General features: G+C 53.2%; 14 protein-coding genes. 3 read left to right on the forward strand and 11 right to left on the reverse strand.

Features of this window, described 5'->3' with window-relative positions:
- Nucleotides 1–3: 3 nt before the first annotated feature.
- The 8 genes from yddG to GW579_RS10860 form a co-directional block, all read right to left on the reverse strand.
- On the reverse strand, nucleotides 4–882 hold the full coding sequence (gene yddG, locus GW579_RS10825; RefSeq protein WP_152325102.1) for an aromatic amino acid DMT transporter YddG: 879 nt from the start codon (nucleotides 880–882) through the stop codon (nucleotides 4–6).
- Between the two features lie 101 nt (nucleotides 883–983).
- Complete coding sequence (locus tag GW579_RS10830) at nucleotides 984–1,853, reverse strand: hypothetical protein (RefSeq protein ID WP_235937363.1); 870 nt, start codon at nucleotides 1,851–1,853, stop codon at nucleotides 984–986.
- Nucleotides 1,854–2,193: 340 nt separating this feature from the next.
- Nucleotides 2,194–2,883 (reverse strand): SDR family NAD(P)-dependent oxidoreductase, encoded by a 690-nt coding sequence (locus GW579_RS10835; protein ID WP_152325100.1) that lies wholly within the window; start codon nucleotides 2,881–2,883, stop codon nucleotides 2,194–2,196.
- A 3-nt stretch (nucleotides 2,884–2,886) separates the two neighbouring features.
- A complete protein-coding gene (locus GW579_RS10840) occupies nucleotides 2,887–3,357 on the reverse strand; it encodes a NanQ anomerase/TabA/YiaL family protein (protein ID WP_165059030.1) in 471 nt (156 codons plus the stop codon).
- Between the two features lie 45 nt (nucleotides 3,358–3,402).
- Entirely contained in the window at nucleotides 3,403–4,581 is a 1,179-nt protein-coding gene (locus tag GW579_RS10845) for a sialidase family protein (RefSeq protein ID WP_152325098.1), read from the reverse strand.
- Nucleotides 4,582–4,583: 2 nt separating this feature from the next.
- Complete coding sequence (locus GW579_RS10850) at nucleotides 4,584–5,999, reverse strand: sodium:solute symporter family protein (RefSeq protein WP_165059032.1); 1,416 nt, start codon at nucleotides 5,997–5,999, stop codon at nucleotides 4,584–4,586.
- 83 nt (nucleotides 6,000–6,082) lie between these two features.
- Complete coding sequence (locus GW579_RS10855; RefSeq protein WP_152325096.1) at nucleotides 6,083–6,970, reverse strand: dihydrodipicolinate synthase family protein; 888 nt, start codon at nucleotides 6,968–6,970, stop codon at nucleotides 6,083–6,085.
- A 43-nt stretch (nucleotides 6,971–7,013) separates the two neighbouring features.
- Entirely contained in the window at nucleotides 7,014–8,150 is a 1,137-nt protein-coding gene (locus GW579_RS10860; RefSeq protein ID WP_165059034.1) for an iron-containing alcohol dehydrogenase, read from the reverse strand.
- Nucleotides 8,151–8,344: 194 nt separating this feature from the next.
- On the opposite strand from GW579_RS10860, the gene dtnK reads away from it, so the two are divergent.
- Genes dtnK through GW579_RS10875 form a run of 3 tightly spaced genes read left to right on the forward strand, consistent with a single transcriptional unit; the run spans nucleotide 8,345 to nucleotide 11,459 of the window.
- The gene (gene dtnK, locus GW579_RS10865) at nucleotides 8,345–9,691 is read left to right on the forward strand and encodes a D-threonate kinase (RefSeq protein ID WP_152325094.1); all 1,347 of its coding nucleotides are present in this window, start codon (nucleotides 8,345–8,347) and stop codon (nucleotides 9,689–9,691) included.
- Complete coding sequence (locus GW579_RS10870) at nucleotides 9,684–10,664, forward strand: D-threonate 4-phosphate dehydrogenase (RefSeq protein ID WP_152325093.1); 981 nt, start codon at nucleotides 9,684–9,686, stop codon at nucleotides 10,662–10,664. Before dtnK ends, GW579_RS10870 begins: the two co-directional genes overlap by 8 nt.
- A gap of 36 nt (nucleotides 10,665–10,700) precedes the next feature.
- Nucleotides 10,701–11,459, forward strand: a complete 759-nt coding sequence (locus GW579_RS10875) for a DeoR/GlpR family DNA-binding transcription regulator (RefSeq protein ID WP_152325092.1) — start codon at nucleotides 10,701–10,703, stop codon at nucleotides 11,457–11,459.
- 72 nt (nucleotides 11,460–11,531) lie between these two features.
- Here the strand turns inward: GW579_RS10875 and speD are convergent, their stop codons facing one another.
- The 3 genes from speD to GW579_RS10890 all read right to left on the reverse strand — a co-directional run bounded on the left by speD (nucleotide 11,532) and on the right by GW579_RS10890 (nucleotide 13,770).
- A complete protein-coding gene (speD, locus tag GW579_RS10880; protein WP_152325091.1) occupies nucleotides 11,532–12,326 on the reverse strand; it encodes an adenosylmethionine decarboxylase in 795 nt (264 codons plus the stop codon).
- 28 nt (nucleotides 12,327–12,354) lie between these two features.
- The gene (gene speE, locus GW579_RS10885) at nucleotides 12,355–13,230 is read right to left on the reverse strand and encodes a polyamine aminopropyltransferase (protein ID WP_152325090.1); all 876 of its coding nucleotides are present in this window, start codon (nucleotides 13,228–13,230) and stop codon (nucleotides 12,355–12,357) included.
- A gap of 192 nt (nucleotides 13,231–13,422) precedes the next feature.
- Nucleotides 13,423–13,770 (reverse strand): YacC family pilotin-like protein, encoded by a 348-nt coding sequence (locus tag GW579_RS10890; RefSeq protein WP_152325089.1) that lies wholly within the window; start codon nucleotides 13,768–13,770, stop codon nucleotides 13,423–13,425.
- Between the last annotated feature and the right edge of the window lie 179 nt (nucleotides 13,771–13,949).

A 13,949-nucleotide genomic window follows, 5' to 3' on the forward strand; every position in this document is an offset into this window, starting at 1 on the left:
AACTTACTTTCCCCGTGAGGCGGTCCAGCAAAGCAGCGAACCTCCGACCACCATCAGCACGCCCGGCCAGAAACTCGCGCCCGGCAACGTGTGCAGCCACAATCCGGCAATCAGAATCGAAGAGAGCGGTGTGAAGTACGACAGCGCCGCGACCAGTGTCGCATTGCCTTTTTTCATCGCCAGATCCCAGCACTGATAAGATATTGCCGTCACCGCGCCCATCGCCAGCAACTCCAGAATGGCCGGTAGCGTCAGGCTAATGCGATTCGAAGAATACGTGAAGTACAGCGCCCACAGCACCGCACCGGTCGCCAGCAGAAACAGCGGTAGCACGCCTTTGCCCTTGCATAATACGCGGACCAGATTGGAATACAGCGCCCAGGAAACGGCGGCACCCAGCGCCAGACTGTAGGCCACCGGATTACCGCGCACGTTACGCATCAGCTGATGAATATCCAGCCCGTGGCCGCCGCTGATCGCCCACAGCACGCCGGTAAAAGCCAGTACGACACCCGGCCAGATCCACCAGCGCACCCGCAGTTTTAATAACGGAACGGCAAAAAGCAGCGTCAGGCTCGGCCAGAGATAATTAATCAGCCCGAGTTCAAGCGTCTGCTGGCGGGTATGTGCCAGACCAATCGCCAGTGAAAACGCCACCATATAAAAGATAAACAGCAGGCCGCAGACAATCAGATATGACGCAGATTCTCCGCGCAGCGACGGTCTTCCGCCCGCCATCCAGACCATAATCCCGCTGACGGTATAAATTGATGCGGCGGCGCCAAAAGGCCCCAGCGATTCAGACAGACTGCGGGTGAGCGCCACGCTCATGCTCCACAGCAAAATGGCAAGAACGCCAAACAGCGTTGCGAAACGATCCATCGGAAAGGTAAGCCTCAGAAGAAGAAGGCTTTAAAGATAAGCGATTGTTGCGTTGGTGGAAACCGCAACAATCGACTTAACAGGCTCTTTAGGAGAATGCATTAAAAGTAGAAACCGACTTCGAGGCCGAGTGTGGACGTGGTGGTCGCAGGCTGGTAATAACCCACGGTACTTCCGTTCAGGTCACCCTGTTTTTCGTCCGATTTACCGTATTTCTGATGCACGTAGCTGGCTTTCACAAAGACGTCGTCGTTGATATTCCAGGTCAGACTGGTGAATGGCGAGAGCTTAGATTTCGGTTCCAGCCAGACTGAACCCTGATTACTGTGTGTCCAGGTTTTAATCGGATACAATGCCCCGCCTTCCAGACTCAGACGGGAATCGGCGGTCATCTGCCAGTTCGCGCCCAGTGATGCTTTGGCATAAGGCTGCAAAGACACTTCAACCGCGGTATAGCGTCGCGTTCGATCTTCGCTGGCGATATAGACATCGTCAGAGCGGATATTTCGCAACCATGCCTGGCCGCCGAGTGCGCCTTTCACATCAAAAGACACACTCTCTGATGCCCGGTAACGATAACCGCGCGTCATATCCGCACTGTAGCCGGTGTAATAGGTTTTGCCTTTCAGCGATCCGTTCGGCACATTGGCCTGATCGTCCAGCGTGCTGCCTTTATAGCGGACGATCCCGAACATCACGCTCATATCCCAGGCTTTTAATAAGCCGCTTTGGGTATCGAGATAATTATTGGATCCGAAATTAACACGCAGGCGCGGGCCGTGTTCAGCAACATATTTACCGTCCATATTATCGACGGATTCGTCCCACTTATAATATTCAGCACCATAACTGACGTAGTGCCGCATCCCTTCAGTATTATTGCTTAACAAACTTTCCCCGGCCCGGGAAACCCCGGAAACCAATAAAGAACTCGTGACCAGCAGGCTGGATACGGTCTTTAATTTACTCATTGTCATTTTTTATTTCTGCTTTCTGGTGGATGGAGCTGGTTGCTTAGTAAGCAATAGGGGGATGCTAATAAACGGAGGGGTATAGATAAAGGAATTTATCGAATTTTAAGAAAATAGTGATCTTTTGATCTGCGGTAAGTTAAATTAATGGCGATATATAAGTTTGATTTGATTTATAGTCTGTATATTAGTTTTATAATTTAGCTTAATTCGCAGATCGTTGATCGAATAATTTGGTTTAAGTAAGGATTTTATTGGGTTTTAAATATTAATTTGCCTTAAGAAGTGTAGCCGGTATTTAAGACGGCTACATTATTTTACTTAAGTAATGCTTATTGAGTTACAGCGATGCGCCGCCACAAATAATTAATTGCTGGCCGGTGATTGCCGATGCTGAAGGGGAGAGTAAATAGCAAACCAGGTCGGCGACTTCTTGCGGCTGGATAAAACGTCCAATTGGCGGCAGCTTCGGCGGTGAACTTTGGCGTTGCGGATTTTCCAGCATAGGCGTCTGCGTCGCGCCGGGCGCAACAATATTGACGGTAATCCCGCGCGGTGCCAGCTCCGCCGCCCAGCTTCTCACCATTCCGAACATGGCCGATTTAGTCGCGACATACTGACTGCGACCGGCAACGCCGGAAGAAGTGCGGCTGCCCAGCAATACGATGCGGCCACCGTCCGGCATTTTGTCCACCAGCCGGTTGGCCAGAACTTCTGCAACACCAACATGCAGCTGCCACAGTGCTGTGCTGGCCTGCGTATCCAGTTGCCCCAGCGGCGCCGCTTTCATCATGCCCGCCGCGTGGATCAGCGCGTCAACGCCGGAAAGCGTTTCCAGCAGGGCGGTCAGTTTTGCCGTATCGGTGATATCGAGTGCAATTCCGGTGAAATTAGCGTGCGGGAAACTCACCTCGCGGCGCGCCAGCCCGGTCACCTTCCAGCCCTGTGCCAGCAGTGTCTGGCACACCGTTTCGCCAATGCCTGAACTGCAACCGGTCACCAGTGCATGTCTGACAGGAACAGAGGTCATGACTTATCTCCTGAATGCCGAAGCCGGGACTTTGAAAACGGCTTTGCGCACAACGGCCGGGCGGTCTGTACAACACAATGCGCGATGCGGTTCGCCCGGGGCGAACGTCACAAAATCCCCGCTGCGCAGTAAAATCTCTTTCGGCAATTGAGGGTTTTCAAGAATAAACAGATCGGGTTTCCGTTCGGTGGCGGGCTGCCCGGTGACGTTTCGCGTATCAAAACCAATGATTTCCTCGCCTTCCAGCACGACCTGAATATCCAGCCAGTCACGATGAAATTCCGTATGCCGTTCCGCCGCCGGTGACGTATTCGCGTTGCCAATCGTGCAAAACCACTCAGCGCCTTCCGGCTGAAAACGCCCGTCTTCCCGCGCGCGCAGTGCGTCCAGTGAACACGCCGGTAGTGTCAGGATCTGGCGAAGTGCATCGGGTAATGTGGCCAGTTCCAGCGCCTGTAAATGACCTGTAATCATGTTTAGCTCCTGATAAAAAAAGCCCGCGACAGCGGGCCTGAGGGATCAGCCTTTTACCCAGGATTCATCGACGCAGACGTATTTGATCGCCTGACGGTAGCAGGTAAACGCGATGTGAAGTTCACCGTTCAGCCCCTGTTTGATGCTCGGATAAGAGAACTCACGGTTCAGTTTTTGCTGCGAATTGTTGGTCATGCAGTAGCCGTCGCCGGTTTCCAGATTGCGCTGGTAAGGCCATGTGCGGCCGTCGTCTTCAGAAATCGCCAGCGTCATCGGCGCACGCGGCGCGCCCCAGAACGCGCTGCGACCGCCGGTTTCCACCGGCGCTTCAGAGCGGGCATCGTCTTCTTCATCTTCAATTTCATCATACAAAGACGCGCGACGTTCACTGGCATCTGCCGCACTCATCTTGTTAAACACCAGTGCCAGATGGCCGTTGGTGAGCGTGGTGACCTGAATGGACGAATTATTGTTAGGCAGCCCCGTCGGCTGCGGCGCAGTCCACGTATTGCCGCCATCGACAGACCGGCTCTGATAGATGAAGTCTGCCCAGCGGCTGCGGTACAACGCCAGCAGGCTGCCGTCGTGCAGCGGCGTAATATTCATGTGTACGCAGCCGGTGCTTTCCGGCACAGCGACATCGCGCCAGGTTTTGCCTTTATCGCTGGAAATTTTGACCGCGCTGTCATCATTGTTGCCGACCCATTTTTCACCAGGTTGCGTCCGGCAATAAAACACCGGCAGCAGCCAGTCGCCGTTCGCGAGTACCGTTACCGGCTGGCGAATAAACGTGCCGGGCTGACCGAGCAGCGTGCCAATTTCGCCCCAGCTTTTGCCCAGATCCTGCGACTGACGAAAACGCACAATGGCGGTGTCCTGATTCCCCGATTTCTGCGCGGTGTACATCAGCCAAAGCACATTATCAGGAGCGAGAAACAGCACCGGATTCTGTTCGGAACGGCTGGCATCTTCAGAGAGTTTTACTGGCTGGCTCCAGACTTGCGCACCTTTTTCCAGGCGTGAAAGATAAATCGAGATGTCCGCGATCCCTTCCTGAGTTCCGGCAAACCACGTACACAGCAGGCTGCCGTCGGGCAAAGGCAGCAGATTGGCGGCATGATTTTGCGGGCAATCAGACGGCAACATGGCGTCCCGACGTGCGGCGTCGTTTTCCGGGATGTGGACTTTTCCGCTGCGTTCGACGGTTAACGTTTCAGTGGTCATCTTTAAGCTCCAGACTTTTGAATAATTTGTGCATTTTTACTTTTAACGGCTCGCTGCGGGATCAAACGGTCAATCACCATAATGATGGCCGGCGTGACCAGCGCAATGTACATATTGTTGATACCAAACGGATCGCCGAGTACATACCATACGGACGTCACGACGCAGGCACCGATCAGGCCGGCATTCGCACCGCGCGCGCTTTTGAAGAACGGCAGGTAGAAAGCCATGACCGCAACCACCGAAATCGAGAGGCGGATTGCGCGGGTGAAGAAGGAAAGTTTCAGCACTTCCGGTACCTGCAGTACGAAAATCAGTGGCAGGAAACCAATCAGCAGCGACAACCAGCGCGTCATTTTGAATTCACGCTCAGGCGTTGGATTACGGTAAGGCACGTAGAAATCCTTCACAATCAGCGAGGCGATGGCCAGCGCAACGGTACTGACGCTGACGAATATCGAAGCCACCAGCGACGTGGTCACCAGACCTGCCAGCCACGGATTCATGTCCTGAATAAAGACCGGCAGTGCATACAGGCTGTTCATGTCGGGGTGCAGGAATTTAGCCGCCACGCCTATCATGCCAATCGCCAGCGCAATCGGTACGCAGAAGAAGAACGCGACCCAGGTAGCACGCTTGGCTGACTCCGCGCTTTTGGTGGAAGAGATGGCCTGAATGACGAACTGTGTGCAGAAAATAGAACCGATGGTGCCAATCAGCCAGGCGAAGATGGTGCTGGCGCCAATGCTGCCGTCCCACGTCCAGTAGAAATCTGGCATCTCTTTGACCATCGGCATCACGCCACCGGTCATGTGCAAGGCGATGCCTGAAATCACCAGCACGCCGATGTACTTGATAGCGCTGTGCAGCATCGTCACCCACGCCATACCTTTCATGCCGCCGAACGCAAAGTAGAACGTACTGACGACGGCGGTGATAAAGGCTGCCACCGGCAGATTCACTTTCAGTACGGTAGAAATGGCCGCTGCACCGCTCACGTAGTTCCCGACGTTAACCAGCAGCAGGGCGTAAATCATGATGATTGAAATGATGTTCTTGGTCGTGTTGCCGTACTTCTCAGCAATTGCGCCCGAAATCGTGATTTTTCCGGTGTTATAAATGCGTTTGACCAGCAACAGACCAAAAATCGGGAAGCCGATGGCGGCACCCAAAATCGACCAGGACGCCGCAAAACCGCCTTCGAAAGCCGCCTGCGCCGTCCCGATGGTGGATTTGGCACCGATGTATTCCGACATCAGCAGCACGCCGACAATAAACGCAGGCATTGCGCGCGAACCTTCCATGAAATCGCCGCTGGTTTTACTGCGCAACCGGTAGGTCAGCCAGGTGGTGAACAGGATGTAGGCGAGCACAATGCCAATAATAATTAACGTATCTGATGAGCTAAATTCTTTCATTTTTTCCTCACACAGCGCGTAGGGGACCCTGCCTGCGCACTTTCATGCGCAGGAGATCGGTAGATTCGTTAGGTAAGGCGCGTTTAGCCGCGCAAATTAAATTCTTTTATGACGGTCAGGATCTTCTGTGTATCGTCCTGCGTGAATTCCACCGGATACCGGCTTTCACCCACGTTAAACCCGAGCATATTCACGGCTTTTTTAACCACGGCCGGTGAAAACGCAATGCTGTATAAATCGGTGCGGATCTTATTGATGTCTGCCTGAACCGCTTCGGCGGCGGCAGGCTGGTTTTCCTGCAGATGGTGGTAAACAGCGTTTACCTGTGCGGGGATGATATTGGCGATACCGGAAATGCAGCCGGCGCTGCCTTCGGTGAAACCGCGATAAATCAGTGAATCCGGCCCGGTCAGCACGTCAAAATCAGCAAACTGCTGGCTGACTTCGTGGAAACCGTGCAGGCTCTCGTACGAACCGGCACTGTCTTTAATCCCTTTGATATTAGGATGATCGGCTAGTACGCGGACTACATCTGGCGTCAGCGTATTACCGGTTCTTGCCGGAATGTTGTAGAGATACACCGGCACCGTCAGCGCATCGGCGACGGCGCGGAAATGCGCAATCAACTCCTGTGGGCGTAACGCCGCAAACCACGGCGTAATCACCGACACGGCACGCACGCCGAGTTTCTCAATCTGTTTTCCCAGACGAATGGTGTCGCGGGTAGAAATCTCGCCGACATGCGACATCACGCCCGTGTCATCGCCCGCGGCTTCGAGACAAATCTCTGTGACTTGAATTTTTTCCTGCTCGCTGAGCATAAAGAATTCGCCGTTAGTGCCGTTACAGAAAATATTATTTCCTGCCTGTTTTTGGCGTTTTACCTGCTGGCGCAATGCGTCACCGTCGAGTTCTCCCCTGGCGGAGAACGGCGTCACAATGGCGGTATAGACTCCGGTAATATTATTCATTTTATTCTCTTTACGTCGTTGTAATCGGATATGAAATAAGGGGTTAACGAATGCTGCGGTAAATTTCCGCTATTTGATTTTTGCTGACCGGCATCGGTACATTTTTAATTAAACGTTGTACCTCTATTGCCCCCTGCGACAAATAAGGAATGTCGTCAGGTGTGATATTCAGCTGGCTTAATTTGACCGGCAAATCCAGGCGATGAACCAGCGCGTCAAAATATTCCACCAGCGCATGGGATTTTTCTTCTTCACGTAATGTCCGGTCGGCATCTGGAATTAAGTCATAGGCCTGCGCAAATTTATTCACGGCTGAAGGCCTGACAAAAGCCATACAAGGTGCGAGCAGAATGGCATTCGCTACCCCGTGAGGAATGTGATATTTGCCGCCGAGCGGATAGGACATAGCGTGAACCAGATGGGTGCCCGCATGGGCAATCGATGCGCCGCCGTAATATGACGCCCACAGCATATTCAGCCGCGCCTGCAGATTTTCCGGTTCGGCAACGGCCGTTTCGAGGCTGGCAAACAGCTTCTTCATGCCGACCAGCGCGAAGTTATCACTGACCGGGTTAGCAATGACCGACGTGAAGCATTCGAACAGATGGCACAGCGCATCGATGCCGGTAGACGCCGCGATGCGCGCGGGCATGCTGGTGGCCAGTTCAGGCACCAGCGCAACATAATCGGGCAGCATGACCGGCGTGATAATGCCTATTTTGGTTTCCTTTTCGGGGATCGCCAGAATCGCGTTTGGTGTGGATTCTGAGCCGGTGCCTGCAGTGGTTGGGATCAGTAACGACGTCGTACGGTGTTGCGGTTTTTCGCCCGCCAGCAGACTGTCGAGCGTGACGGTTTCATCTCCGGCGCACAGAATCGAAAGCAGCTTTGCGACGTCCAGTACGCTTCCGCCGCCGACGCCAATCACCAGATCGACCTGCGGCTGATGCAGTGTTTTCAGGATAGCGGCGACGTCATGCTGGTTCGGTTCGGGCGGCACACTATCAATAATGCTCACCTCGCAGCCTGCGTTATCCAGCTGGCCTATCAGCGATTGCACCGGCGGCAGGCCAATAATGTTTTTGTCGCTGACCAGTAAAACCTGACGTTTTCCGGCCAGCAAGTAGCCGATGTCCTGTAATGACTGATAACCGCTGATGATCGTGCTGTCTATATTCATGCCTTTTTCCTGCCGTCTGAGTCTTTAGTAAGAGTGAGTTTAATCATCAAAGGTCGATACTCCTCACATCGTCAGGGCAATTTATAGGCGAAATTGAAGTTGAATAATTTGAACTTGCTCACATATAATCAATCATGATTGAATATAATCATAACCAGCAAGATTAACCCGACCTCATTCATCACGGAGCCACGATGGCCAAAACCGTAACTCATACAGCACTTCAGAAATCCGCCGGGCTGCTGGTGATTGCCGACGACTTTACCGGCGCGAATGATACTGGCGTGGCGCTGGTGGCGCAGGGAATGTCGGTATGTGTGCAGTTTGATGTCACTGGCAGCGTGGTAAAAGTGGGCACCGGTCATGCACTGATTTACAGCACCGACAGCCGGGCTATGAGTGCAGAGGATGCCGCGGAAAAAGTCACGCAGGCTGTGCTGGCCGGGTCACCGCTTTCCACTGAGAAAGGATGGGTCTTCAAGAAAATCGACTCTACGCTGCGCGGGAATCTGGGGGCAGAAACCGAAGCTGTGCTGATGGCACTCGATTGCCCGCTGGCGATTATCGCGCCCGCCGTACCCGAACTCGGGCGAGTGATAAAAGACGGGCTTTGCTACGTGAATGGCCGCTTACTGACGGAAACTGAATTCGCCACAGACCCGAAAACGCCGGTCAGCACGGCCAGCGTCGGCGCACGTCTGGCTGAACAGACGTCGCTGCGCCAGCATCACATCAGCCTTGAGGTGCTGCGTTCGGGGGATTTTCAGGCACAGCTTTTCGCGCTGACGGCCTCGGGTGTTCGCATTGTCGTGGCCGACAGCCAGTCCGCAGAAGATCTGAAACTGATTATTCATGCCGCAGAAAGTTTGCCATTCAGACCGCTGCTGGTCGGTGCTTCCGGCCTGAGCCATGCGCTGGCGCAACATTGCCTGACGCCGCAAACCTCGCCTGAGAATATCACTGAACGCACAGCCGCACCGCTGCTGGCGGTTGTCGGCTCAATGAGTGAAATCGCGGCGCAGCAGATTACTTTTGTACAACAACACCGCCCCGTTTCACTGATTGATATTGATGTTCTCCGGCTCTTCTCTGCGGATTCAGACCGGCTGCTGACGACGCTTTCTGCTGAAATTCGCCACGCCATCGCAGAGGGCAAACATTGTTTTATCCGTACCCGTCAGAGTGAAGAGCAGCGGCATTCCGTTGCCCAGTTTTGCCAGCAAAATCACATCAGCCGCCCGCAAATGGGCGGGCGCATTGCCGTCTTTCTCGGGCAACTGATTCAGAACGTTTTACAGCAACCGGAGACGAAACCGGGCGGACTATATCTGTCCGGCGGAGATATTGCGCTGGCCGTTGCCCGGGCGCTGGGTGCGAAAGGATTTGAAATCAAAGGACAGATTGCAGGCTGTGTTCCGTGGGGATTTTTACTCGACAGCCCGCTTAACCGTTTGCCGGTTATGACCAAAGCGGGTGGGTTCGGCACTGAAAATACGCTATTTGAAGTTTTACGCTTTATTGAGGAGAAATTGAGTGACTAAAATTATTGCAGTAACCATGGGTGATCCTGCCGGTATTGGCCCTGAAATTATCATTAAAGCGTTAGCTGAAGGTGAGTTGTCCGGTACGCCTGCGGTGGTTGTCGGATGCGCGGCGACTTTCCGCCGGATCCTCGCTCTCGGGATCACGCCAGCCGCTGAATTACGCATTATCGATGACGTTTCGCAGGCACATTTCGCGCCGGGCGTCATCAACGTGATTGACGAACCACTGGCGGATCCGCAGACGCTGGTGCCGGGAAAAGTGCAGAAAGAAGCGGGTGATCTGGCCTATCGCTGTGTGAAACGCGCCACCGAACTGGCGATGGCCGGACACGTTCAGGCCATCGCTACCGCTCCTCTTAATAAAGAAGCGATGCATTCTGCCGGGCATATTTATCCGGGTCATACGGAATTGCTGGCGAAACTAACGGGCAGCCGCGATTACGCGATGGTGCTTTACACCGACAAGCTGAAAGTCATTCATGTCACCACGCACATTGCCCTGCGCAAGTTCCTCGATACGCTTAACGCCGGGCGCGTGGAAACTGTTATTCAGATGGCAGATACCTTCCTGCGTCGCGTCGGTTACGAAAACCCGCGTATCGCGGTGGCGGGTGTGAATCCGCATGCCGGTGAGAACGGATTGTTCGGCGATGAAGAAATCAGGATTGTCGGGCCGTCTGTGGAAAAAATGAAAGCTAAAGGCATTAATGTTGCCGGGCCTTGTCCGCCGGATACCGTGTTCCTGCAAACCTACGAAGGGATGTATGACATGGTGGTGGCGATGTATCACGATCAGGGACATATTCCGCTGAAACTGATGGGATTCTATGACGGCGTGAACATTACGGCGGGCCTGCCTTTCATTCGTACGTCGGCAGACCACGGCACCGCATTTGATATTGCGTGGACAGGAAAAGCCAAGTCTGAGAGCATGGCGATCTCCATTCAGTTAGCCGTACAACTGGCGTAATTCTGCGCCAGCGGCGCAGGGAAAAAAGGAATCACGTTGACCGGACAAAGCCGCCTCGATCAGATTATGGATTATCTGAAAAGCCATAATCTGGTCACCGTTGAACAACTGGTTGCCGCTATTGCGGCCTCCCCGGCGACCATTCGCCGGGATCTGATCAAACTGGACGAGCAGGGTGTCATCAGCCGCAGCCACGGCGGTGTGACGCTCAACCGCTTCATTCCCAGCCAGCCGACGACCAATGAAAAGCTTCAGCGCAGCCTGCAGGAAAAACAGGCCATCGCCGAAGTCGCTGCTGCTATGGTAAAACCGGGCGATGCCGTCGTTCTCGATGCAGGCACCACGATGCTTGAACTGGCGCGCAATCTGACCCATTTGCCTCTGCGGGTCATTACAGCCGATTTGCGTATCGCGCTGTTTTTATCGGAATTTAAACAAATCGAAGTGACCATTATTGGCGGACGTATCGACGACAGCAGTCAGTCATGCGTCGGCGAGCATGGCCGCCGGTTGCTGCGCAGCGTCTATCCGGATATCGCGTTTATCAGTTGTAACTCGTGGAGTTTGGACAAAGGGATCACCACGCCGACAGAAGAAAAAGCCGGGCTCAAGCAGGATCTTGCCGTTAATGCGCGCCGCAGGGTGTTGCTGGCTGACAGCAGTAAATATGGTGCGTACTCGCTTTTTTGTGTCACGCCGCTGGCCGGGATGACTGACATTATCACCGATAAAGGTCTGAACTCAGAAATCAGACAATTGCTTTTAGAACAGCCATTTACGCTGACTCTGGCCTAAAGCTAGCTGAAAATTCACGATAAAAAAAGGCCGGACATCCCGCGATGCCCGGCCTTTTCTTTTATGTGCCGATCAGACGGCAGGGAGATTCCGGCCGTAGTAGATTTCCTGCATTTCTTTGTACAGCAAATCGGTGATTTCCTTGCGTTCCTGCCCAGTCAGTTCTTCCGGATTTGCATTAAACAGATAATGCTTGAGATCGAATTCTTTCAGTAACATCTTGGTATGGAAGATATTTTCCTGATACACGTTGACGTCCATCATCTTGTACAACCCTTTCATGTCCTGCGACATAAAGTTCTGAATCGAATTGATGGAATGGTCGATGTAGTGCTTCACGCCGTTCACGTCACGGGTAAAACCGCGGACGCGGTAATCAATGGTGACGATGTCAGATTCCAGCTGGTGGATTAAATAGTTCAGCGCTTTCAGCGGTGAAATCACGCCACAGGTGGACACTTCTATGTCGGCGCGGAACGTACACAGTCCGCCTTCAGGATGGCTTTCCGGATAGGTATGCACGCAGATGTGGCTTTTATCGAGATGCGCAACCACGGAATTCGGCAGCGGGCCAGGATGCTCGGTGGTATCGACATCACTGGGGTCAATCGGCTCTTCGCTCACCAGAATCGTGACGCTGGCGCCCTGTGGTTCGTAATCCTGCCGCGCAACGTTAAGAATGTTAGCACCGATAATCGAACAGGTTTCGGTGAGGATCTCGGTTAAGCGGTTGGCGTTATATTCTTTGTCAATGTAGGCAATATAGCCGTCACGATCGGCTGCGCTTTTGGCGTAGCAGATATCGTAGATACAAAAACTCAGGCTTTTGGTCAGGTTATTGAAGCCATGCAGTTTTAGTTTTTGCAATTTAGTTCACCCCCTTACGGATGCGGTATCAGCGCGCAGCTGACAGGGCATTCAGTAAATACTGCGGCAACGCAAAGCTGCCGTGATGAATCGCCGGATTGTAATAGCGACAGGTAATGCCTGCGGCGTCGAAGCGCGCCTGCAATGTCTGGCTGTCGATCTGGCGGTAAGCCGGGTTATTGGTCGCCCAGGCGAAGGTCATGATGCCGCCGTAATAGGTCGGGATCGCGGCCTGATAGAAACTGACATCACTGAAATAGTGGCTCAGTTTGGTGTGGCTGTTGACCGCTTCATCCTGCTGAAGGAAGCAGACACCGTTTTGCGCCACGAAAATGCCGCCCGGTTTCAGGCAACGCGCGCAACCTTCGTAGAAGGCCGAGGTGAACAGGCTTTCTCCCGGACCGATCGGATCGGTGCAGTCGGAGATAATCACATCAAACGTTTCAGCGGTCTGATTCACGAAATTCACGCCATCTTCAATCACCAGATTGAAACGGGCATCATCGTAAGCACCGGCATTATGATTGGGCAGATACTGGCGGCAAAACTCCACCACGCCGGCATCAATTTCCACCATCGTGACCGATTCCACGCCTTTATGACGGCAGACTTCACGCAGCATTCCGCCGTCGCCACCGCCGATGATCAGCACTTTTTTGGCATCGCCGTGCGCCAGTAACGGAACGTGTGTCAGCATCTCGTGATAGATAAATTCATCACGTTCGGTGGTTTGCACCACGCCGTCGAGCGCCATCACGCGGCCCAGCGCCGCATTCTCAAAAATCACCAGATCCTGGTGTTCAGTTTTCTCACGGTACAACTCTTTTTCGACGCTGAAGTACTGGCCAAAATGGGCGTGCAGCGTCTCATACCATATTTCTTTGGGTGACGAGTTCCGGGACATGTCTTTGTTTCTCCTGAGCATTCGCAGCCATAAAAATGGGCGCACATGATAGCTAACTCTGCCTGCGCATGCACGGTTGAATTTCAAACAGATAAATTTAGCTTAATTGTAGCTGAGTGAGGTGTGACGCGGATCCGGAGAGGGGAAATGAAACGCTCCGGCATCAGACTGACGGAGCACTGCGGGGGAAATTTAGTTGGTATAAGCCAGCAGACTCAGTGAATCGCGCGCCAGAGATTTGCATTTGGCCGGTTTCGGAACTGCGATGCCGCTCAGGTCGCGATAGCTGTCTTCACCCATTGCCTGCATATTGAAGCTGTTGTAGTTGCTCAGATCCCAGCGATTCTGCTGTGCGAAAAAGACGATCGCCCGTTTGATTTGGGTATTAGGCAACTGTTCGTAGCCGCAGTTATTTTTCAAATAAACGAAGACTGCGGTCAGATCCGCCAGATCTTCTGCTTCTGACTCACTCAACGCCTGACTGGCGGAGGAGAAGCCGAGCAGCGACAGTAACAGCAAACACAATGTTGTTCTTTTCATGGAAGTGTTCTTGTTCTTTTAGATTGAAAGATTAGAAAAACCTGGCTCAAAGCGAATCGAAATGACGTTACCATATTTGCGATGAGTGGCACCAAATTTCTTTTCTGCGTGCCCGCCACTTGACCTTCCCCTTAGTGGAGGGTTTAGGCTGTCGTACTATTATGGCAGTTTTATGCCGT

Origin of the sequence: Rahnella contaminans (genome assembly GCF_011065485.1) — a bacterium.
Lineage (GTDB): Bacteria > Pseudomonadota > Gammaproteobacteria > Enterobacterales > Enterobacteriaceae > Rahnella > Rahnella contaminans.

Coding starts and splice junctions, on each gene's coding strand:
- GW579_RS10845 (WP_152325098.1), bottom strand. CDS start 4,581: ATGACCACTGAAACGTTAACCGTCGAACGCAGCGGAAAAGTCCACATC.
- GW579_RS10855 (WP_152325096.1), bottom strand. CDS start 6,970: ATGAATAATATTACCGGAGTCTATACCGCCATTGTGACGCCGTTCTCC.
- speE (WP_152325090.1), bottom strand. CDS start 13,230: ATGTCCCGGAACTCGTCACCCAAAGAAATATGGTATGAGACGCTGCAC.
- yddG (WP_152325102.1), bottom strand. CDS start 882: ATGGATCGTTTCGCAACGCTGTTTGGCGTTCTTGCCATTTTGCTGTGG.
- GW579_RS10860 (WP_165059034.1), bottom strand. CDS start 8,150: ATGAATATAGACAGCACGATCATCAGCGGTTATCAGTCATTACAGGAC.
- GW579_RS10850 (WP_165059032.1), bottom strand. CDS start 5,999: ATGAAAGAATTTAGCTCATCAGATACGTTAATTATTATTGGCATTGTG.
- GW579_RS10890 (WP_152325089.1), bottom strand. CDS start 13,770: ATGAAAAGAACAACATTGTGTTTGCTGTTACTGTCGCTGCTCGGCTTC.
- GW579_RS10830 (WP_235937363.1), bottom strand. CDS start 1,853: ATGAGTAAATTAAAGACCGTATCCAGCCTGCTGGTCACGAGTTCTTTA.
- GW579_RS10840 (WP_165059030.1), bottom strand. CDS start 3,357: ATGATTACAGGTCATTTACAGGCGCTGGAACTGGCCACATTACCCGAT.
- GW579_RS10835 (WP_152325100.1), bottom strand. CDS start 2,883: ATGACCTCTGTTCCTGTCAGACATGCACTGGTGACCGGTTGCAGTTCA.
- dtnK (WP_152325094.1), top strand. CDS start 8,345: ATGGCCAAAACCGTAACTCATACAGCACTTCAGAAATCCGCCGGGCTG.